Source organism: Streptomyces sp. NPDC087428 (assembly GCF_044744085.1).
GTDB lineage: Bacteria > Actinomycetota > Actinomycetes > Streptomycetales > Streptomycetaceae > Streptomyces.
In genome coordinates this window covers 26,779-47,821 of the sequence record NZ_JBIUXR010000005.1, presented here as the reverse complement: position 1 = coordinate 47,821, position 21,043 = coordinate 26,779, and the positions used below count along the sequence as shown (strand labels likewise).

Sequence of the window (21,043 nt, the reverse complement as noted above, 5' to 3'; positions counted from 1 at the left end):
TCAGCTGCCGGTCGGCCGGTGCAGATAGGAGCCGACCGCCTTGCCGCCGACCTTGCCGTCGGCCATGATCCGGTTCCCGCGCAGGAAGGTGTCGGTGACCCGGGCCGTCAGCTCGAAGCCCTCGAAGGGGGTGTACTCCTGGGCGGACTCCGAGTCGGCCGCACGGACCGTCCAGCTGCCGTCCGGGTCGACCAGCGCGATGTCGGCGTCGAGGCCGACGGCGATCCGGCCCTTGGTGGGGAGGCCGTAGCGCTGGGCCGGGTTCCAGGCCGTGAGGGCGGCGATCCGGCCCAGTGGCAGGCCGCGTCGGGTGCCCTCGGTGATCATGCCGGGCAGGAGGTACTCGGCGCCCCCGAAGCCGGACTTGGCCAGGAACACGTCGTCCGCGGGCTCGCCGAACTTCAACTCCTCGCGGCAGCAGGCGTGGTCGGAGACGACCCAGTCCACCGTGCCGTCCAGGACGTACTCCCACAGGGCCTCGACGTCCTCGCGGGGACGCAGCGGCGGGTTCACCTTGCCGCCGAGACCGTGTGCGGTGTCGATGTCGGCCAGCAGGTGTCCGACGGTGACCTCGCGGCGGAAGTCGATGTGAGGGAACGCCCTGCTCATGCGTACCGCCGCGTCGACCGCCTTGCGGGAGGACAGGTGCAGCAGGTTGATGGTGGGCAGGCCGGTCTCGTGGGCGAGGTAGGACGCGATGGAGACGGCCAGCCCCTCGGAGTGCTGCGGGCGGGAGGCGCTGTAGGCGGCCAGACCGGTCAGCTCGCCGGCCTCCTCCACCAGCTTGGTGTACGCCGTCATGATCTCGGCGGTCTCGCAGTGCAGGGACAGCGAGATCTGGTCGGCGATCTCGGGGAACCGCTCACGGGCGGCCTGGATACCGCGCATCACGAACTCGAAGTGGGCGTAGTCGTAGCGCTCGCCCTCGGGCGTCATGAGGAAGGAGCTCTGGTCGGCCGAGCGCCCGTGCAGCCCGTGGCTGCCGTAGAACATGAACACCTTGAACGAGGTGACGCCGTGGTCACGGACCAGGGCCGGGATCTCCGCGATGTGACCCTTGGACATCGGGGCGAGGTGGTAGGCGTAGTCCACATGGGCGCGGCCCTCGGTCAGTTCCAGCACCTCGGGGAAGAAGTCGGCGTACGTGCCGCCCTTGTTGAGGTAGTACTGCCCGGTGCGCATGTAGCTCAGTGCCGAGGTGACACCGCCCTGGGCGCAGGCGCGGCTCTCGCTCGCGGCGTCCTGGTCGAGCGGGTGGTAGATGCCCCAGTGCTGGTGGGCGTCGACGACACCGGGGAAGGCCAGCTTCCCCCCGCCGTCGACCACCTCGGCGGCGCCGGTGACGTCGATTCCGGGGGCGACTTCGGCGATCTTCCCGTCCAGGACGGCGATGTCCGCCGCCCGCGGCTCGTCCTGTTCGTCGGTGACGACCCGGACGTTCCTCACCACGAGGTCGTAGTCAGTCATGATGGCCTCCTGCCACTGTCTTCAGCTCGGCCAGGGGGCTGAGCAGATCTTGGATACGGTCGAGTCCGGCGAGGTCCATGCCCCGGTCCATCACGAGAGCGACGGCGGAGCCGGACAGCCGGCCGGCGGTGTTGTCGCGGAACTTCAGGGCGAGTTCGGCGTCCGACAGCGGGCGGTCGGGGCCGCCCCGGTTGCTGAGCACCTCCTGCCGCCAGACGCGGCCGTCGGTGTCATGGGCGGTGAGCACCGCGGGGAACTGCTCGGGGAAGATGGCGGTGGCCATGTCGTCGGCGACGACCTCGACCTTGGCCATCAGCTCCCGGCGTACGGGGTCGCGGGCGAGTTCGTCGGTGAAGTCGTCCAGCCCCAGGCCGAGCCCGTGCCCTCCGCCGAGAAGTCCGGCGGCCACCATGTAGGGGCCGGAGAACTGGGCCTGGTAGCCCGTCTCAGGGGCGCGCTTGCGGTCGATCGGCTGGCCGATCGTACGGACCACCGGCGCCGGTACGCCGAGCACCAGCCGCGCCACGCGCGCCGGGTCCAGGCCCTGTTCGCGCAGCGCCATGGCGGCGTCGGCCGCGGTGTGGGTGAAGTGGTTGGCCGGGTACGGCTTGAAGAAGATGCCGGGTACGGCCCACTCGGTGCGGAGGCCGTCGGTGATGGCCGCGGGGTCGTAGACGCCGTGCAGGAACGCCTCGAAGAACCCGAAGCGTCCCTCCAGGACGGTGGGCGGACCGGTGAAGCCGCGGCGCACCAGCTGGGCGGCGGTGACGGCGGACTGCGCGGCCAGACCGCAGTGCAGCCGCTTCACCGTGCCGCCGGTGCGGTTCGCCTCGATGATGCCGCCCGCCATGGAGGCCGTGATGCCGAGCACGTCCACGAGGCCGTCCGTGGTGAGGCCGAGGAGCAGTCCGGCGGCGACGGCACCGCCGAGCGCGCCGCAGATCGAGGTGGCGTGCTGCCCGTGCTCGAAGAAGGTGGAGTTCCCGGAGTCGCGGTCGTAGCCGGCCATGCCGAGCCGTACGCACACCTCCAGGCCCACCGCGATGGCCCGAACGGTGTGGCGGCCGTCCGCCCCGGTGGCCTCGGCGGCGGCGAGCGCGGCGGGGACGACGGAGGCGCTGGGGTGCAGGACGGACGGCAGATGGGTGTCGTCGTAGTCGAGGGAGTGCGCGAGCACGCCGTTGGCGAGGGCGGCGAGCGGGGCCGGCACGCGTGTGCCGCCGCCGCCCACGACCGTCGCCGTCGGCCGTCCGCCCTGTTCGCGGACGTGCTCGACGATCGCGGCCGAGGTGGGCAGCCGGTGGGCGGCCACACAGAGGCCGAGCACGTCGACGACCCGTTTGCGGACGCTGTCGTCGACCTCGCGCGGAAGGGCCTCGTACGAGGTCTCCGCGGCGAACTCGGCGAGGTGCCGGGCGAGAGTGGGCTCAGCCACGGCCGTCTCCCGCCGACGGGTCGCTCACCACGGCGAGCGGGCGCACGGGGGACCCGGTGGCACCGAACAACGGCAGCGGCGACAGGACGAAGGTGAACTCGTGGACCTGCCGGGCCGCGATCTCCTCCAGGTCGAGCGTCTCGATGATGTAGATGCCGGACTCCACCAGGAGGACCCGGTGCGCGGGCAGGCTGGCGTGACCGGCTCCCGGCGCCAGCCGTTCGAAGGCGATGGAGTCGGCGCCCGCCGCGTGCACCCCGCGTGCGGCGAGCCACTGCGCCCCGGCCTCGCCGACGCCGGGGACGCCGGAGTCGTTGCCTATGAAGCCCTCGCGGTCCGGGCCGTCGAACCGGCGACCCCAGCCGCTGCGGACGAGCACGACGTCACCGCGCTCCACGGGGGTGCCCTGAAGGCGTTCGGCGGCCTCCAGTTCGGCGACCGTGATCTCGTGGCCGGGCTCGCAGACCTCTGCGCCGAGCGCCGCGGGCACATCGAGCAGGACGCCCCGGCGCACCATCGGGGCGATGGTGTGCACCCCGTGGTCGGGGTAGACGCCGCCGATCCCGGCGGTCCGGGCGTCGGCTCCGCCGTACAGCTTCCCGTTGTGGGAGACATGGGCCAGGGCGTCGATGTGGGTGCCGACATGGGTGCCCATGACGAGCATGTCGTTGGCGGCCGAACCGCCGTCCGCGCGCACCCGGTCGCCGTGGCGGCGCGGCAGGGTGTGCCAGTAGGCGGGGTGGTTGGGCGACTGGGGCATACCGATGTGGAGCCGGCGGCCGAGGTCGAGGACGCGCACTCCCTCGCGTACCGCTGCCAGGAGCGGATCCCGCCTTCCGGCGGGCGCGGGCTGGATGATCGATGCAGTCTTGTTCATGGTGCGTCCCGTCTCTGTCTCTGTCGTGCTGTGTGCTGCTTCGGCCCGGCGTGGCCGTGGCCGCCGCCTCGGTCAGGAGACGACCTTGCGTTCCCGCAGGGCCGTCAGTTCCTCGGGACCGACGCCCAGTTCCCCGGTGAGCACGTCTTCGGTGTCGGCGCCGTGCCCGCGTCCGGTGAAGCGGATCGCTCCCGGGGTGCCGGACATCCGCCACATGACGTTGTGCATGAGGAGTGGGCCGAAGTCCTCGTCCTCCACGGTGGTGAGCATCTCGGTGGCCCGGATGTGGGGGTCCTCGACGAGGTCCCGCGCGTCGTAGACGGGTGCCACCGCGGCGCCGGCCGCGGTGAACTCGGCGATGACCTTCTCCCGGGTGCGTTCGGCGATCCAGCCGCCGACGAGGCCGTCGAGCAGATCGGCGTGGGCGGCCCGGCCGCCCCCGGTGGCGAACCACTCCTCCCGGACGACCTCCGGATGGCCGACGAGTTCCAGGACGCGTTCGGCGATCCGCTGGGCGCTGGTGGAGACGGCCACCCAGTGGCCGTCGCTGGTGCGGTAGGTGTTGCGCGGGGCGTTGTTGGTGGAGCGGTTGCCGTGCCGTTGCGCCACGACGCCGAGCTGGTCGTAGACCGTCGGGGACGGCCCGACGGCGGCCATGATGGGCTCGATCAGGTTCATGTCGATGACCTGGCCGCGGTGGTCCGGGTCCCGTTCCCGGTGGTAGAGGGCCATGGTGACGGCGGACGAGGCGGCGATCCCGCAGATGGTGTCGGCGAGGCCGAACGCCGGGAGCGTGGGCGGGCCGTCGGGTTCGCCGGTCAGATGGGCGAAGCCGCTCATCGCCTCGGCGAGGGTGCCGAACCCGGCCCGGGAGGCGTAGGGACCGGTCTGCCCGAAGCCCGTCACGCGGACGAGCACCAGACCCGGGTTGATCCCGTGCAGGACCTCGGGGCCGAGTCCCCACCGCTCCAGGGTGCCGGGGCGGAAGTTCTCCACGACGACATCGGCGTCCGCCACCAGACGGCGGAAGAGGGCGGCCCCGTCCGGATCGGAGAGGCTGAGGCCGACCGTGCGCTTGTTGCGCGAGATCTCCTTCCACCACAGCGGTATGCCGTTCTTGGACTCGCCGTGACCGCGCATCCCGTCCCCGGCGACCGGGTGCTCGATCTTGATCACGTCGGCGCCGAAGTCGCCGAGCAGCTGGGCGCAGAGCGGCCCGGCCAGGATGGTGGAGGCGTCGATGACACGGATGCCCCGCAGGGGGCCCTGTCCGGAGTCCGGGGCCTCCCGCGCGGGGCCGGCCTCTGCCGAAGTCGTCATGGTGCGTCCTTTCGTTCCCCGGCGGTGTCCCGGACGGATCCGAGGTCGGCGGAGATGCTGTCGGCGGCCGAGGTGACCCATTCGCCGAGCCGGCGGCTGCTGGCCTCGCTGAACATGGCCTTCGTCCCGCACACCGAGACCGAGCCGACGACCTGGCCGATCGGCCCGTGCAGGGCGGCGGCGACACTGGCGGCCTCCACCTGCCGTTCCCCCACGCTGACCGCGTAGCCGGTGGCGCGGATGACCGCGATCTCCTCGCGCAGCGTCGCGGCGGAGGTGATGGTGGCGTCGGTGACGCTGTCCAGACGGTGGTGGTCGATGTAGTCCTCCACCTCGGAGTCGGGGAGCGCGGCGAGGATGGCCTTCGAGGACGAACCGGCGTGCAGCGGGTGGCTGGTGCCGAGCGCCACCGACATCCGGATCTCCTGGCGGGAGAGGACCTGGTCGACGTACACCCGGGACCAGCCCTGGCGCAGCGAGAGGGTCGTGGTCTGGCCGGTGCGCTCGGACAGGGCCACGAGATGGCGGTGGGCGACGGAGGCGATGTCGAGTTCACGCATCGCGGCGAGCCCGATGGTGAGGGCGCCGGGGCCCAGCCGGTAGGCCTTGGTGTCCTCCTCGAAGGCGAGGAAGTTCCCGGCCACGAGTTCGCGCAGGATGCGGTGGGCCACCGCCTTCGGAAGCTCTGTCTCCCGTGCGATCACCGAGACACCCTGTGCGTGCGGGGCACGTGCCACGGCGTCGATCACCGCGAGCGCTCGGGCGATCCCGGAACGGCTGCGGCTGTTGTGCTCTTCGGTGTCGTCGATGACGGTCATGGGATCCTCGGTCGGTCGGCCGCCCCGTCTGCGGGGCCGGCGTGGGTGGTCACGGCGGGTGGAGAGCCCGGCGGTGTCAGGAACCGCCGGCGACCTCCGTGATGACCTCGATATTGCCTCGAACGGCGTTGGAGTAGGGGCAGATGGTGTGGGTGAGGGCGACCAGCTCCTCCAACGTCTCCTGCGGGCACTCGGGCGCCGTGACGGTCAGCCGGACCGCGATCGCGTACGCCCCCGCCGCGACGGTGCCGAGGGTGACGGACGCGGTGACGGTGACCGGTCCGGCGGTGACGCGTCGACGGCGTTCGGCCACGCCCAACGCACCGCCGAAGCAGGCCGCGTACCCCGCGGCGAACAGCTCCTCCGGGTCGGTGCCGGTGTCGCCCTCGGCGCGCTCGGCCGGCCGGGTCAGGGCCACGTCCAGCGAACCGGTACGGGAGCGTGCCCGCCCGGCGCGCCCGCCGGACACGTCGACGACGGCCGTGAGGACGGGCCTGAACGACGGCTCTGCGGCGGCCGCGTGGGCCAGTACGTGGGCGGCCACGGCGTCCGCGAACTCCTGCGGCCGCTCCTCGGCGACGAAGTCGGTGCCGCCCTCGACCCGGACCAGCGGGGCGTCCGGGAACGCCGCCGTGACGACGTCGTTCATCCGGTCGAGGACGTCCTCGCTGCCGTGCAGCAGCAGGGTCGGTACGCCCTTGAGAGCGTCGGTGTCGGTCCGGTGGGCGAAGACGGCGCGGTAGGCGACGCCGTAGTCCGGGCCGACGCTGAGGTATTCGGCGATCTGGCGGCTGCACGACTCGGCGGAGATGGTCGGGTAGAGCCACCGGACCCGGTTCCACGCGACCTGGAGATGGCTGCCGTCGAGGGCGGGGAGGTAGCCGGGCGCGTAGCCGGCGGCCTTCTCGGCCCGTTCCTCGTCGCTGTAGAGCGGGATGCCCTGGAAGACCAGGCTCCGTACCCGGTCGCGCCGCAGGCGCGTGGCCTCGGCGGAGATGATCGCGCCGGTGTGCTGGCCGAGGAGGTGGATCCGGTCGAGCCCGAGGGCGTCGGCGATCTGCCACAGGGCCGTGGCGTACTCGGGGACGGACCACGGGGCCGGTGGGGCGTCCGACATCCCGAAGCCGGGGATGTCGATGGCGACGGCGTTCAGGCCGTGCGCGCCGAGCGCCGCCATGGCCGGTTCGTAGGTGGCTGAGGAGAGGGGCGACTGGTGGACGATGACCAGCGCGGGTCCTGCGGTGTCGCCGGAGCGGCGGTAGTGGACCTGGCCCCAGGGCAGTTCGAGGTATCCGCGGTGGGCGGTGCCCCTCAGATGGGTGGCGTGGGCGCTCATGCCGCCACCGCCATCGCGGCCATGATCGCGACCACGTGCTTGATGCCCCTGCGGTAGTCCTCCAGGCGGATGTGCTCGTTGGGGCCGTCGATACCTGCGTCGGCCCTGGAGACGCCCACGCCGACGATGGGCAGGTGGGCCAGGACGCCCTGGTTGCCGATCCACTGGGTGTACGGCTCGATCAGGGGCTCGGCGTCGTAGACGGCGCGGGCGGTGTCGGCGACGAGGCCCACGAACGGATCGGTGTGGTCGGTGCGGTGCGGGGCGCTGGAGGCCATCACCTCAAGGGCCACGTCCTGGAAACCCGCCGCGGCGAGGTGGGCGCGGACGGCTTCCAGGACCCGCTCGGGGTCCTGGCCGGGGACGAGCCGGATCTCGACCTTGGCGGTGGCGGTGGCGGGGATGCCGAGAGTGACGTCGTCGGCGTTGTCGCCGCCCTCGACACCGGCGATGGTGAGGGTCGGGACGGTACGGATGGCGACGGCGGCCTCGGAGTCGCTCAGGCCGCCCCGGAAGGCGCTGACGCCGGCCCGGCCCTTCAGGAACGGGCCGTCGAACGGCATCGCCCCCAGCAGGGCGAGCTCGGCCTCGGTGGGTACCCGGGCGTCGTCCGTGAAGCCCTTGACGGCGGCGGTGCCGTCGGGGTTGACGAGTGCGGCCAGCGCGCCGACGAGCCGAGCGGTGGCGGACGGCAGCAGCGCGGTGTTCTGGCTGGTCAGCTCACGGCTGAGCGTGGTGGAGGTGAGCCGCAGGTAGAGGATGCCCTTCTCGCCGAGCTTCAGCAGCGGCCTGCCCTCACCGTCGCACCAGGAGTTCTCCCACAGCGCGGCGTCGGCGGCGAGCCGGTCCGCGTACGCCCCGACGAAGGAGCCGAGACCGGGACTGTGCAGCCACTGCTTGCCCTCCATGATGTACCGGCTGGTGACCGGGGGCTCCTGGCCGGAGAGCCGCCAGGCGGCCGCGGCGTGCACCCGTGACAGGAGGGCGCCCTTGTCGTCGGCGACGCCCCGGGCGTAGAGCCGGCCGTCGTGGATCTCGGCCGCGTACGGCGGACTGATCCACTCGGACGCGTCGCCGGTGGGCTCCACCTCGACGTCGTAGTGGTTGAAGTGCAGGAGGCGCTGCTCGCCGCCGCCGATCTCGGCGATGACGTAGGGGTGCGACTTCTCCCAGGGGACGACCTCGGCGGTGCCTCCCCAGCGTTCCACGGAACTCTTGAGGAAATCCGCGGTGGCGGCCATCTGTTCGGGTTCCTGGCGCCTGCTGCGCAGACGGCTGAGCTCTTGGAGTTCGGTGACGAAGGTGTCGAAGTGCTCGTCGACGGCTCTGAGGGCGGCGTCGAGGTCGAACTCGGGCATGGGCGATGCTCCAATTCCGGGGATGCGTGCGGCCGGCGGGGACGCGGGGCTGCCGGGGGTTCCGCGCTCCCGCGGCGCGGACGGGCCGGTGGTCCGGTCGCGGGAGGGCGGTCGGCGGGCCGCCGGGTCAGTTGATGACGACTCCGCCGTCCACGAAGACCGTCTGACCGGTCGTCATGGCGGCTGCGGGACTGAGGAGATGGGTGACGGTGAGGGCGACGTCGAGCGGTCCGGCCATCCGGCCGAGCGGGATGCTCGCCAGCTTGTCCGCCATGTAGTCGCCGTTCGCCCGTACGTCCTCGGTCATGGCGGTCGGGACGATGGTGGGGCCGACGGCGTTCACCCGGATGTTGTCGCGGGCCCACTCCAGGGCCAGGACCCGGGCCATGTGCATGACTCCGGCCTTGCTGACGCAGTAGCCGAGGGTGTCGAGCACCGCGATGTGGCCGTTGGTGGAGCCGATGTTGACGATGCTGGCCGCACCGGCGGCGCGCAGCGCGGGGTAGGCGGCCTGCGACATCCGGAAGGTGCCGGTGAGGTTGACGTCGATGACCCGGACGAAGTCCTCCTCCCGCATGGTGGCGGCGGGTCCCCTGCTGACGATCCCGGCGTTGTTGACGAGGTGGTCCAGGCGCCCGTGGGCCGCGAGGGCCTCCTCGACCGTGTTCCGGCAGGACCGCGCGGAGGTGATGTCGAGATGATGGCGGGTGTGCCCGTCACCGGCGGGCAGGGCGTCCTCCCACTCCTGCTCGGGGATGATGTCGGCGGCCGCGACCGTGGCGCCGAGCGCGGCCAGGCGGGCGGCGATGGCGGCGCCGATCCCGCGGGCGGCCCCGGTCACCAGGGCCACCCTGCCGTCGAAGCGCACGGGGTCGGTCTCCGGGGCGCTCATGCGCCGATCACCGTGTTGTCCTCGGCCCAGAACGCGAACCTCTTCTGGGCGAGCCGGATGATGAAGTGCGCGATCAGGCCGAGCACCGACAGGACGACCAGGACCGCGAACATCCCGGCGATGTCGAAGTTGTAGTTGGTCTGGAGCAGCAGGTACCCCAGGCCCTCCTTGGCCCCGATGAACTCGCCGACGACCGCCCCGAGGATCGCGAACACGATGCCGATGTCGAGGCCGGCGAAGATGAACGGCAGGGCGCTGGGCAGCCGCACCTTCCGGAACACGTCGAACTTGCTCGCCCCGAAGACGGTCATCATCTGCACCCGGTCCGCATCCGCGGAGCGCAGCCCCTCGACCACGTTGACCAGCACGGGGAAGAACGAGATGACCGCGGCCATCACGACCTTGCTGGTCATGTCGAAGCCGAACCAGACCACGAACAGCGGCGCGAGCGCCACCTTCGGCACGGTCTGGAAGGCCACGATGTACGGCATCAGGGTCTTCTCGACCAGCCTGACCTGGGAGATGGCCGTGCCGAGCACGAGCGCGGCACAGACTCCCAGCACGAAGCCGAACAGCGACTCCATCATGGTGACCTTCACATGCGTCCAGAACATCGCGTCGGACAACTGGGTGACCAGCGCCTCGGCGATCTGGCTGGGCCGCGGCAGCACGTACTCGTCGACCCCGAGCGCCGGGATCAGGTACTCCCACAGGAGCACGACGGCCACGAAGACTCCGGGGACCAGGATCCACTCGGGATGGTCCCGCAGATCCCTCCGCCGACGGGGCTTGCCGGGCGGCGGCACCGGGGCGGTCGCGGCGCCGTTCTGCCCGGCGGGTTCCGTCCCGGCGTCGCCGTTGTCCGGGCCTTCCTGGGTCTTCGTCATGAGCGGCCTCATCAGTCGATCACGCCTTGGGCGTTGAAGTAGTGGCGGATCCGCTCGACGTAGACGCCGGCCCGGTCGGAGGCCATGACGCCGAGGTCGCGCGGGCGTTCGATGTCGATGTCGATGACCTCCGCGATCCGGCCGGGCCGGGGGCTGAGGACCACCACCCGGTCGGAGAGGAACACCGCCTCGGGAATGGAGTGGGTGACGAGCACGACCGTCTTGCCGCTCTCCCGCCAGATCCGCAGGAGTTCGACGTTCATGTACTCGCGTGTCATGGCGTCGAGCGCGCCGAACGGCTCGTCCATCAGCAGGACCGCCGGATCGTGGACCAGGGCCCGGCAGATACCGGCCCGTTGCTGCATGCCGCCGCTGAGCTCGTCGGGGTACTTGTCCTCGAATCCGCTGAGCCCGACCATCTCCAGCAGCTGTCCGGCCCGTTCGCGGTAGGCGGCCCGGTCGAGGCGCTGGATCTCGACCGGGACCATCACGTTCTGCAGGATGGTGCGCCAGGGCAGGAGGGTGGCCGCCTGGAAGACCATGCCGACCTCGGGCAGTGGACCGTCGACATCGCGTCCGGCCACCCGGACGGTGCCCCCGGTCCGGGGGATGAGCCCGGCGAGGATCTTCAGCAGGGTCGTCTTGCCGCAGCCCGAGGGGCCGACCACGGAGATGAACTCACCGCGCCTGACCTTGAGGTCGATGTCGGACAGTGCGTGGGTGGGCTCGGACTTGCGGGGGCGGTAGACCTTGTTCAGACCGCCCAGTTCGATCCAGCTGCTCTCGTCCGCTTCCGCGACGGCTGCCGGGTTCCGGCGGCGCCCGAGGGTCTTCACAGCCATGGTGGCCTCCTTGCTTTCCTGCTCCTGGCGTCGCCGCCGGCTACTTGGTGGCGCTCTTGGCCTTGCTGAGTACGGCTGCGGCGTCGAAGTCGTTGGCGCCCTTGAGGAGGCTGCTGTCCCACAGGGCCTTGATGTCGGGGTCCTTGGTGATGGTCCCGGAGGCCTTCATGTAGTCGGCCGTCCTGGTCCAGGCCTCGTCGCTGATCGCGCCCCAGTCCTTGAAGGACTCCGGCTGTCCCTCGGCCGGCACGGCGGTCTTCACCCAGGCCTCCAGGATCCGGGTGTCGTTCTTGATCCGGTCGTCGGCCCGCTTCCCGGAGAGGATCGCGGGGAAGACGCTGTAGCCGTCCCGCATCGCGGCCTCGGGGTTGGCGGCGGAGAAGAGCATCCCCTTGTACGAGGCCCGCAGGAAGCGGGTGAGTTCGTCCTTCTTGCTCTTCAGGGTGTCCTGGCGCACCACGTAGGTCAGCGAGCGGATTCCGTCGAACCGTTCGCCGTTCTCCAGGTAGTCGAACTGCTTGCCGCCCAGTTCCAGGGTGGTGTACGCCTGCGTGTACAGGGCCAGCGCGTCCACCTTGCCGCTCTCCAGCGCGGAGAGCGCCTGGCTCCCGACACCGACGGGGAGCAGGTCGACGTCCTTCTCCGCGTCCAGGCCGGCGTCCTCGGCGAAGGCACGGGCGTACGGGGCGGAGCCGGACGCGAGGCTGATGACGCCGATCTTCTTGCCCTTGAGGTCCTGCGCGCTCTTGATCTCGCTGTCCGGGAGGGTGGCGACGCGCCACGGCCAGTTCTGCACGAGCCCGCCGATCGCGACGACGGGGACGCCCTTCTCCCGGGCGGCCAGGATGGCGCTCGCGTCGGCGGGCGTGATGTCCGCGCTGCCGGAGGCGACCGCCTGGACAGCGGCCACCGAGCCGTCCGTGTTGATCGTCTTGACGTCGAGGTTCTCCTCGGCCAGGAAGCCCTGCTTCTCGGCGACCGAGTAGGTGGCGACCTCCTCCTTCGGCCCGATGACGGCGGAGGCGATGGCGAGCTGGAGGGTCGAGGTCTTCTTCCCCGAGCCGGATCCCGCGGACGAGTCCGAGGAGGCTCCGCCGCCGCAGGCGGCGAGGACGGTCATGGCGGAGAGTGTCACGGCGGCCGCGCCGAGTCTCGTGGAGTGCTTCATGGTCGTTACCACTTCTGTTCGGGAGAAGGGGGCTGTCAGCCGTGTACCGGGGTGCTGGTCCCGGTCTCGCTGAGGTCGTTGTAGACGTGCTGTTCGGCGATCAGCCCGTCGCGCAGGACGAACACGTCGGCGTACCGCACGCCCTCGAAGGGCTCGCCGTCCATGTCCTCGCCGTAGAGCGTGCCGAGCGAGGTGACGGTCACCAGACCGTCCGGGGTCCTTCCCTCGAAGTACGGGCCGCGGTGCTTGCGCACCCACCGGTAGCGGCCGCGCTGGGCGGCGGCCATCTCCGGCAGGGACCCGTACACCGCGCCGCCCGGGAAGACCAGGCGTGGTTCCTGGGCGAGCAGCTCCCCGGCCGCCTCCAGGTCGCGGTCCTCGCAGAACTGGAGGTAGCGGTCGATGGTCCGGGCGGGGGCGAGCGCGCTGGTGGTCATGAGCCGGCCCGCTTCTCCAGAGCCGCTTCCCACTGGTCGCGCAGCGGGTGCTCGGCGGGACCGGACTCGGTGATGATCCGCATCAGCCGTGCGACGGCCGCCTCGCGCCGGGTGTCGAGCAGGCGTTGCTCGTCCTCGGTGGGCCGCAGCGCGTCGAGTGCGCCGGCGCCGAGCACCCCGTGCCGGACCAGCAGGGCCTCCATGGCGTGCAGACGCTGGTCGGTGACGTGCAGCTCGGTACCGAGCTGGAGCACGAGGTCGAACAGCTTGCCGGTGTCGCGGTCGTGGAAGTAGTCGAATTCCTCGGTCATGGCGGCCTCAGTTCTCCGGCTTGGTCGCGGTCAGGACGGCCCAGGGGAAGTGCCACTCGCGGCGCTCTCCCCAGCCCTCGGGGCTCCTGCCGGCACGGCGTTCGTCGAACGGTGTCCAGTGGGCGCCCGTGAGGCCGGCCCGAGCGCAGACGCCGACGAGGTCGGTGGCGAACAGGTCGCGGAAGAAGGGCTCGTTGTTGCGCTCGGCGTGCTCGTGGATCGTGGCGTCGCGGAACGGGTCGCCGGTGGGGCTGAACTCCAGGAAGCTCATGGTGCCGCCGGGCTTGAGGAGCCTGGCCGCCTCGACGACGGTCTCCCGGACCGCCTCCGCGGGCATCTCGTGCAGCACCATGGTGCCGGTGACGACATCGCAGGAGGCGTCCTCGACACCGGAGGCCCGGCCGTCGCCCTGGCGGTAGGTGATGGCGGCTCCGTCCGCCTCGGCCTCGGCGTGCGCGAGGCGCAGGCCGGGGGCGGCGAAGTCGATGCCGATCACCTCGGCACCGGGGTACCGCTCGGTCAGCGGGCGGGTGCTCTTGCCGAAGCCGCAGCCGATGTCCAGGACGCGGGTGGCGCGGGGCACCTCGGGCAGCGCCGTCTCGGTGAACAGCCGGTGGAACTTGTATCCGTCGTTGTCGCGCAGCATCACGATCCGCGCGCCGAGCTCGTAGACGTAGGCGCTGAGGTCGTCGGAGTGGAAGCCGCCGGGCTGGATGTGGATGTCGTAGTCCGTGTACCAGCCGGGCAGTTCGACGCCGGGGTCGAGTTCGAGGCGGCCCCTGGGGGCGCCCCGGACGCCGTCGAGCTGTCCGCGCAGTTCCTCGGCCCGGTTGACGACGGCCTCGCCGACGGTCTTCCACAGCATCTTCTGCTGGACGCGCTCGAGGTGGCTGTACCAGGGGTACAGGCTGAGTTCGCGCAGTCGCCCGGTGGCGGCTTCCACGGTGCCGGCGGCCGGACCGGTCGCCGCGTACTCCTCGGCGAGGGCCGGATAGACGGTGTCGGACCAGCGCTTGCGCAACGTCAGGATGAAGTCGATGGACGAGCGTTCGTCGAGGGTGAGCTGATCCTCGATGTCGATCATGTATCTCTCCTGTTCGGGCGGGGACGGCGGGCCGCGCGGTCCGGGCAGCGGCGGGGGGAGCCGCGGCGGCGGTCGTGCGCGGTGGCCGTCCGGGAACGTGACAGCGATACGGGTGTGACCGGGAGGGGCCGGCCGGGGACTCGGGGTCCGCGCCCGCGCGGTGGTGCGGGAACGCCGGGCGGCGGGAGCGGTCCTGATACGACGGGGTGTGCCGAGGGATCGCCGGTGGGGAGAGGGTGGCCCCGCGGAGGGGCCGGTCGTCCGGCTGACCGGTGGGCCGGCCGGGACGGGGTGTCCGCGGTGAGGGCGGAGCGGGGGACGGGGGTGCGGTTGTGGTGCGGTTGTAGTGCGAAGAAACGTTTCTCTTCGGGTCAGTGGGCCTGGGCGAGGAGTCCGGCGCCGGTGACGGCGTCGGTCAGGAAGGTTCCGGCGAGCCGGCCCTCGTACACGGCCTCCAGCGCGGTGCGCGGGGCGTTGGCGTCGCCGACGACATGGACGCGTGGCGCGCCGTCCCGGGCGTCGAGCGCCCGGTACAGCCCGTCGTCGGCCACCGGCAGTCCCACGTCCACGACGGCCGTGACGCCGGTGAGTTCCTCGGTGTGGCCGCAGAGCGTGTCACGCAGGACGACCGTGTCGGCACGCGCCGCCGCCACGTCCCGCATGAGGTGCGACCTGATTCCCAGTTCGCCCATCCGGCTGGTCAGCGCGAGCCGGGAGTACGTGGTGATCCTCGACGCGAAGGACGCGGTGGGCGACAGCACGTGCACCATGGCCCCCTGGCGGGCGAGGCTCTCGGCGACGGAGGACGCCGCCCAGGTGCCCTGGTCGTCGCGGACCAGGACCGTGCCGCGGAGCGGTGAGTCCGGGTCCCCGAGTCCGGCGACCGTCTCCAGGATGTCGAACACGGGTGGCCCGTCGGGCAGTTCACGCTTTCCTGGGCGGGCGCCGGTAGCCACCACGACGTCGTCGAAGCCGTCCAGCCGCCCGCCGGGCAGCAGCTCGTCAACGGTCACCCGCTCGGTCAGTCGCACATCGACGGCGGAAGCGGCGAGTTCGCGGACGAGGTCGGTGACCAGCAGGCCGAGCCGCTCCCGTCCGGGCACCGTGGCCGCGACGGAGACGAGGCCGCCCAGCGCCGGGCCGGCCTCCGCGAGGGTGACCTCGTACCCGGCGCGGTCCGCGGCCAGAGCGGCCTCCATCCCGGCCGGACCCCCGCCGACGACCAGCACGCGCCGGGCGGGCGCGTGGCCGAGCGGCGCGGGCAGGGCCTCCCGTACCCGCGCCCACTCGCGTTCGGCGCCGACCTCCGGATTGACGACGCAGGCGATCGGCAGGCTCGCCTCCAGTCTGCCGACGCAGCCCTGGTTGCAGGCGACGCAGGAGCGGACGTCGTCCGGACGGCCCTCCTCGGCCCGGCGGACCAGATACGGGTCGGCGATGTGCGGGCGGGCCAGCCCGACGAGGTCCGCCTCTCCCGCCGCGACGAGGTCGGCCGCCTCCGGAAGGCTGTCCAGACGGCAGACCGCCAGCACCGGGAGATCGGGGAACTCCGCCTTGAACAGGGCCGCGTGGTGCCGGAACGGGGCGTGCCGGAAGCTCATGTCCGCCATCTGCGTGCCCAGCGAGTAGCTGCCGTGATAGGCGGCGTGGCTCACGTGGACGTACAGCAGCGGGAACTCCCGCCGCAGCCGGCCGACGATGTCGACCATGTCGGGGGGCGTGAGCCCGCCGGGGAGGAACTCGTCCGCGCTGACGCGGATGCCCATCGGCAGATCGGGCGCGCAGGCGAGCACCTCGGCGAGCACCTCGCGGGTGAACCGGAGCCGCCCGTCCGGGCCGCCGCCGTAACCGTCGGCGCGGGTGTTGGTGAAGGGGGAGAGGAACTGCTCGATCAGATGGCCGTGCCCGAGGTGGATCTCGACACCGTCGTAGCCGGCCTGCCGCATCCGCCGGGCGGCGGCGCCGAAGGCGGTCACGACGGTGGAGATGTCGTCGCGGCCCATGGCGTGCGGTATGTGGCTCCCGGCCGCCCAGGGGGTGGTCCCCGGTGACCAGGCGGCGGTGCGGGTGGCGTCCCCCGCGGCCTGGCGGCCGGTGTGGAGCAGCTGGGCGAACAGCCGCGTGCCGTGGACCTGTACGGACTCGGCGACGCCCGCGTAGTGCGGAATGGAGGAGTCGTCGAAGCTGCCGAGGCTGATGTGGCGGCCGGCGCTGGTCGGGTGGACCCGGATGCCCTCGGTGATGATGAGCCCGACACCCCCGCGAGCCCGTTCCCCGTGGTACGCGGCATGACGCTCGGTGGGGTGGTTGGCGTGGCCGAAATTCGTCGTGTGCCCGGGAACGAACACCCGGTTGCGCAAGTGGACTTGACCGAGCTCGAAGGGGGACAGAAGGGTACTGACGTCAGATCTTGTCACTATTACTCCCTCCCAAACGGGGGGTGGCGACCGGGACCGTTCCGTTCACAGGTACGCCGTTCGATTGAACGGAACAATAAGAACCCCCGGATGGTCGAGTCAATGAGTACCTACGGGTAACTTGTGTTGTTGATTTTCGATCAATTTCGGCCGTTTCTCCCTCGCGGCCCTGGCGTCGGCCAGGGGAAGGCGGGAAACCGTGGGCGCCGAGGTGTGGCCCACCCTCGATCCGCGTCCCGGGGGAGGCCGGTGTCCGGTGTTCATCCGCCGTCCACGGACGAAGCAGTACAAGTCGTGCTCAATGCGTCGCGGTCAGGGCAGAGCGCCCTACTGTCGTCGATATGACGGAGCCAGTGGCAGAGGCGCGCCCCCACGACGACGACCCGGGCATGGCACGCTTGGTCTTTCTGTCCGACGGCATCTACGCCATCGCGATGACACTGCTCGTCATCAACGTGGCGATCCCCACGGACCTGGGAGATGCCGCATTCCACAGAGCCCTGAGCGACGCGCTTCCCGACGTCGGCGCCTTCGCCCTCAGCTTCACCCTCATCGCCGGATTCTGGCGTGACCACCGCCGTATCCTGACCACACTGCCCACCGAGACCGCCGTGGTCACCCGCCTGATCTTTCTCGGCCTCGGCCTGGTCGCCCTGCTGCCCTTTCCCACCGGGCTCCTGGCCGAGTACGCCTCTCAACCCGAAGCGGTCGCCCTGTACGCGGGTGCCGTGGCCGCGACCCACGCGGTGCACACGATCCTGCTGCTGATCACGCAACGCCAGGCGCGCCCGTCGCCCGCATCATCATCCGCCGCCACGGGCCGCCGCTCCTTCACCGCCCAACTCGGTTCCAGAGTGCTGATCTTCTGCCTCTCCATCCCCTTGGCCTACGTCAGCACGGAAGCAGCCATGCTGTTCTGGCTCACGCTGATCCCCGCCCACTACATCCTCGGCCGCCACCGCCACGGTGTACCAGTGATCAGAAACGGCCCCTGACCGCTTCCGGGATACGCGACCCGTGCCTCAAGCGGGCGAACGGCCGCCTCACCGGAGCATCCGGACTGGCCGTCATGGGGGTCCGGCCATAGCTTGGCACCCGTACGCGGCCGAGGTACCTCCGACGGGCGGGACGGTCCCATGCAGAGCACAGCCGTACGCCTCGGCGGCGCCGACGACCCACTGGGGCCGGGCTACAAGTGGATCGCCCTGTCCAACACCACGCTCGGTGTGCTGATCGCGACGATCAACCTGTCGATCATCCTGATCGCGCTGCCGGACATCTTCCGCGGCATCGGAGTGGACCCCCTGCGACCGGGCAACACGAGTCTGCTGCTCTGGCTGATCATGAGCTACATGGTCGTCACCGCGGTCCTGGTGGTGAGCTTCGGCCGGCTGGGCGACATGTACGGCCGGGTCCGGATGTACAACCTGGGGTTCGCGGTCTTCACGGTGTTCTCCGTACTGCTCGCGGCGACCTGGATGCACGGCACCGCCGCCGCCCTGTGGCTGATCGGGATGCGGGTGCTCCAGGGCGTGGGCGGAGCGATGCTGATGGCGAACTCGAACGCCATCCTCACCGACGCCTTCCCGGCCCGGCAGCGCGGTCTCGCTCTGGGGCTCAACCAGGTCGCGGCCATCGCGGGGTCGTTCATGGGACTCGTGCTCGGCGGGCTGCTCGGTCCCTTCGACTGGCACCTGGTGTTCCTGGTGTCCGTCCCGATCGGGCTGTTCGGCACGATCTGGGCCTATCTGAAGCTGCACGACACCGGGGTCCGCACCCCGGCCCGGATCGACCGGTGGGGCAACCTGACCTTCGCGGTCGGTCTGATCGCCGTGCTGTCCGGCATCACGTACGGCATCCAGCCCTACGGCGGCAACACGATGGGGTGGACCAATCCCTGGGTGATCACCGCGATCGCCGGCGGGGTGGCCGTGCTGGGTCTCTTCTGCCTGATCGAGACCCGGGTCGCCCAGCCGATGTTCCATCTGGGACTGTTCCGGATCCGGGCCTTCACGGCGGGCAACGTGGCGAGCCTCCTGGCATCCCTGGGCCGTGGCGGTCTGATGTTCATCCTGATCATCTGGCTCCAGGGAATCTGGCTGCCCCGGCACGGCTACGACTTCGAGCGGACCCCGCTGTGGGCCGGCATCTACATGCTGCCCCTGACGGTCGGATTCCTGATCGCGGGCCCCTTCTCCGGATGGGCCTCCGACCGCTTCGGCGCCCGGCTCTTCACCACCGGCGGGATGCTCCTGGCCGCCGCCACCTTCGTGGCGCTCAAAGAACTGCCCGTCGACTTCGACTACCCCGTCTTCGCCCTGATCCTGCTCGTCAACGGGCTGGCCATGGGGCTGTTCGCCTCGCCCAACCGGGCGGCGATCATGAACAGTCTGCCGCCCGACCAGCGCGGCGTGGGCGCGGGAATCAGCACCACCTTCCAGAACTCGGCCACGGTGCTGTCGATCGGCATCTTCTTCTCGCTGATGATCGCCGGGCTGGCGAGTTCACTGCCGGACACGCTCGCCCACGGACTCACCGCGCAGGGCGTGCCGTCCGCCGACGCGGCACGCGTCGCGGCCCTGCCGCCCGTCGGCGTGCTGTTCGCGGCCCTCCTGGGATACAACCCCGTCCGCAGCCTGCTCGGCCCGGAGACACTGGAGCATCTGCCCGTCAGCCACGCCGACTACCTCACCGGACGGGCGTTCTTCCCGACGCTGATCTCCGAACCGTTCGAGCGGGGCCTCTCCGTCGCCTTCGACTTCGCCGTCGCGGCGTGCCTGGTGGCCGCGGTCGTCTCGCTGCTCCGAGGCGGCCGCTACATCCACGGCGAGACGGCGACCACGAAGGCATGACCCCGCGCGGCTCACGGCCTGCCGGGGACCGTCACCCGCGCCGGCGCAGCCGTAGCGGGGCGTAGACGGCCAGGGCGGCGAGGAACGCCACCCCGTAGGCGAGGTCCGCCCCGTGCAGCGCCTTCGCCACCGGGCCCACGTACAGGCCGGTGCTCATGAACGGCACCGCCGCGGCGAAGGCGACGGCGAAGGCGGTGACCGCCGGCCACCACGGCTGACGCCGGGAGCTCTCGGCGGCCAGGTCGACGGGGGAGCCGCCGCGGGCTCTCGCCCGGACGAGCCAGTCGACGCCCACGATCGCGACGAACCCGGGGATCCAGTAGCCGACGAGAAGCAGCACGTTCTGGAAGCGGGCCGTGGTGTCGGCCGCGTGCATCCACAGCACGAGCGGGAATCCGAGCGCGGCGGCGAGTGCCGCGGCGACGGGGCGCGGCAGGCGGACCCCCATGGTCTGCAGGGCCAGCGATCCGCTGTAGTCGTTCATGGCGTTGCTGCACAGTGCGGCGAGTGCCACGGCGAGCAGCCCGAACGCTCCGAGAGCGCCCCCGCCCAGCAGGGTGTCGATGCCGCGTGCGGTCTGGTCGGTGAAGACGGCGGCGCCCCACAGGCCGAGGGTCTGGACCGCCACGAACGAGCCGCTGATGCCGAGCAGTGTGCACCAGAACATGCGCGGCCGGGACGTGGTGCGCGGCAGATAGCGGCTGAAGTCACTGGCGTACGGCGCCCACGACAGCGCCAGGCTCAGGGCGATGGCGCAGGTCAGGACGGACGCGCCCGCCCGGTCGGCGCCGTGCACCGAGCCGGTGGCGGCCGGGTGGACGCCGTGCAGGAGCCTGGCGGCGAGCACCGCGAAGGCGGCCGCGAGGACGAAGGTCATCACGGTCTGGAGCCGGTGGATCACCTCGTACCCCAGTACGCCGAGCGCGCCCTGGGCGGCCATCATGACCAGCACCCCCAGCCAGAACGGCCAGCCGCACAACTGGGCCAGCGCCTCCCCGCCGAACAGGCCGATCAGCGCGTCCCAGGCGATGGACGACAGCCACTGGAGCGCGCCCGGCAGTACCACACCGCGGCCGAACGCCAGCCGCGCGAGCGGGAGTTGCCCGGCGCCGGTCTGGCTGCCCCAGGTCCCCAGATACGCGGTGGGCGCGGCGCCCACGAGTGTGCCGAGCACGACGGCGGTGAGCGCCGTGGCGAAGTCCAGGCCCAGCGCGATGCCGACGGTACCGGTGAAGACGCCGGTCATGGTCAGGTTGGGGGCGAACCAGACGGTGAACAGCCGGCCGGGCCCGCCGTAGCGGCGGTCCTCGGGAACCGGGGCTATCCCGTGCGCCTCGACGCGCAGGTCGCCGGGGGCGCTGGGCATCCGCCCGTCGAACGCGGGCCGCGGGTCGCGGGCATACGGCAATGACATGAAGACATCCCTCCGCCAGTGCTAACTGGTTCAGGTTCGACGGGTGTGTTCTCAGCCCTCGTGCGGGGCACCCCGTGTCCGGTGCGGCGGTCAGGATAGCCGGGTGCGCGGATCGCGACGCGATGCGG

Annotated in this window: 18 protein-coding genes and 1 riboswitch; of the genes, 2 read left to right on the top strand and 16 right to left on the bottom strand. The window is 71.3% G+C overall.

The features are described from left to right. The 15 genes from ACIO3R_RS11850 to ACIO3R_RS11780 all read right to left on the bottom strand — a co-directional run bounded on the left by ACIO3R_RS11850 (position 1) and on the right by ACIO3R_RS11780 (position 16,649). Complete coding sequence (locus ACIO3R_RS11850) at positions 1-1,467, bottom strand: dihydroorotase family protein (RefSeq protein WP_402105330.1); 1,467 nt, start codon at positions 1,465-1,467, stop codon at positions 1-3. Further along, positions 1,460-2,902, bottom strand: a complete 1,443-nt coding sequence (locus tag ACIO3R_RS11845) for an MmgE/PrpD family protein (protein WP_402105328.1) — start codon at positions 2,900-2,902, stop codon at positions 1,460-1,462. The genes ACIO3R_RS11850 and ACIO3R_RS11845 overlap by 8 nt, the downstream gene beginning before the upstream one ends. After that, positions 2,895-3,779, bottom strand: coding sequence for a cyclase family protein (locus tag ACIO3R_RS11840; protein ID WP_385031820.1), 885 nt, complete (start codon positions 3,777-3,779; stop codon positions 2,895-2,897). The genes ACIO3R_RS11845 and ACIO3R_RS11840 overlap by 8 nt, the downstream gene beginning before the upstream one ends. Positions 3,780-3,851: 72 nt before the next feature. Beyond that, the gene (locus ACIO3R_RS11835) at positions 3,852-5,099 is read right to left on the bottom strand and encodes a CaiB/BaiF CoA transferase family protein (protein WP_402105326.1); all 1,248 of its coding nucleotides are present in this window, start codon (positions 5,097-5,099) and stop codon (positions 3,852-3,854) included. Next, positions 5,096-5,917, bottom strand: coding sequence for an IclR family transcriptional regulator (locus ACIO3R_RS11830; protein ID WP_385031825.1), 822 nt, complete (start codon positions 5,915-5,917; stop codon positions 5,096-5,098). Before ACIO3R_RS11830 ends, ACIO3R_RS11835 begins: the two co-directional genes overlap by 4 nt. Before the next feature lie 76 nt (positions 5,918-5,993). Beyond that, entirely contained in the window at positions 5,994-7,253 is a 1,260-nt protein-coding gene (locus tag ACIO3R_RS11825; RefSeq protein WP_385031828.1) for an Ohr family peroxiredoxin, read from the bottom strand. Continuing rightward, on the bottom strand, positions 7,250-8,611 hold the full coding sequence (locus tag ACIO3R_RS11820; protein WP_402105323.1) for a M20/M25/M40 family metallo-hydrolase: 1,362 nt from the start codon (positions 8,609-8,611) through the stop codon (positions 7,250-7,252). The genes ACIO3R_RS11825 and ACIO3R_RS11820 overlap by 4 nt, the downstream gene beginning before the upstream one ends. A 127-nt stretch (positions 8,612-8,738) precedes the next feature. Further along, the gene (locus tag ACIO3R_RS11815) at positions 8,739-9,503 is read right to left on the bottom strand and encodes an SDR family NAD(P)-dependent oxidoreductase (protein WP_385031834.1); all 765 of its coding nucleotides are present in this window, start codon (positions 9,501-9,503) and stop codon (positions 8,739-8,741) included. After that, positions 9,500-10,390: an ABC transporter permease gene (locus ACIO3R_RS11810; RefSeq protein ID WP_385031838.1), complete on the bottom strand. Its 891-nt coding sequence runs from the start codon at positions 10,388-10,390 to the stop codon at positions 9,500-9,502. Before ACIO3R_RS11810 ends, ACIO3R_RS11815 begins: the two co-directional genes overlap by 4 nt. 11 nt (positions 10,391-10,401) lie before the next feature. Beyond that, entirely contained in the window at positions 10,402-11,232 is an 831-nt protein-coding gene (locus ACIO3R_RS11805) for an ABC transporter ATP-binding protein (protein ID WP_385031841.1), read from the bottom strand. A 40-nt stretch (positions 11,233-11,272) separates the two neighbouring features. Continuing rightward, positions 11,273-12,400, bottom strand: coding sequence for an ABC transporter substrate-binding protein (locus ACIO3R_RS11800; protein ID WP_402105321.1), 1,128 nt, complete (start codon positions 12,398-12,400; stop codon positions 11,273-11,275). Positions 12,401-12,435: 35 nt separating this feature from the next. Further along, on the bottom strand, positions 12,436-12,837 hold the full coding sequence (locus ACIO3R_RS11795) for a nuclear transport factor 2 family protein (protein ID WP_385031847.1): 402 nt from the start codon (positions 12,835-12,837) through the stop codon (positions 12,436-12,438). Continuing rightward, positions 12,834-13,148, bottom strand: a complete 315-nt coding sequence (locus ACIO3R_RS11790) for a hypothetical protein (protein WP_385031850.1) — start codon at positions 13,146-13,148, stop codon at positions 12,834-12,836. The genes ACIO3R_RS11795 and ACIO3R_RS11790 overlap by 4 nt, the downstream gene beginning before the upstream one ends. A gap of 7 nt (positions 13,149-13,155) precedes the next feature. Further along, entirely contained in the window at positions 13,156-14,232 is a 1,077-nt protein-coding gene (locus ACIO3R_RS11785; RefSeq protein ID WP_385031853.1) for a class I SAM-dependent methyltransferase, read from the bottom strand. A gap of 371 nt (positions 14,233-14,603) precedes the next feature. Continuing rightward, complete coding sequence (locus ACIO3R_RS11780; protein WP_402105319.1) at positions 14,604-16,649, bottom strand: FAD-dependent oxidoreductase; 2,046 nt, start codon at positions 16,647-16,649, stop codon at positions 14,604-14,606. A gap of 341 nt (positions 16,650-16,990) precedes the next feature. Between ACIO3R_RS11780 and ACIO3R_RS11775 the strand changes: the two genes are divergently transcribed. Continuing rightward, a complete protein-coding gene (locus ACIO3R_RS11775; RefSeq protein WP_385031859.1) occupies positions 16,991-17,644 on the top strand; it encodes a TMEM175 family protein in 654 nt (217 codons plus the stop codon). A 141-nt stretch (positions 17,645-17,785) separates the two neighbouring features. Continuing rightward, complete coding sequence (locus tag ACIO3R_RS11770; RefSeq protein WP_385031862.1) at positions 17,786-19,501, top strand: MFS transporter; 1,716 nt, start codon at positions 17,786-17,788, stop codon at positions 19,499-19,501. A 31-nt stretch (positions 19,502-19,532) separates the two neighbouring features. On the opposite strand, the gene ACIO3R_RS11765 is transcribed toward ACIO3R_RS11770, so the two are convergent. Further along, complete coding sequence (locus ACIO3R_RS11765) at positions 19,533-20,915, bottom strand: purine-cytosine permease family protein (protein WP_402105316.1); 1,383 nt, start codon at positions 20,913-20,915, stop codon at positions 19,533-19,535. Then, a riboswitch (TPP riboswitch) is annotated at positions 20,906-21,000 on the bottom strand. It overlaps the preceding gene by 10 nt. Positions 21,001-21,043: the final 43 nt, after the last annotated feature.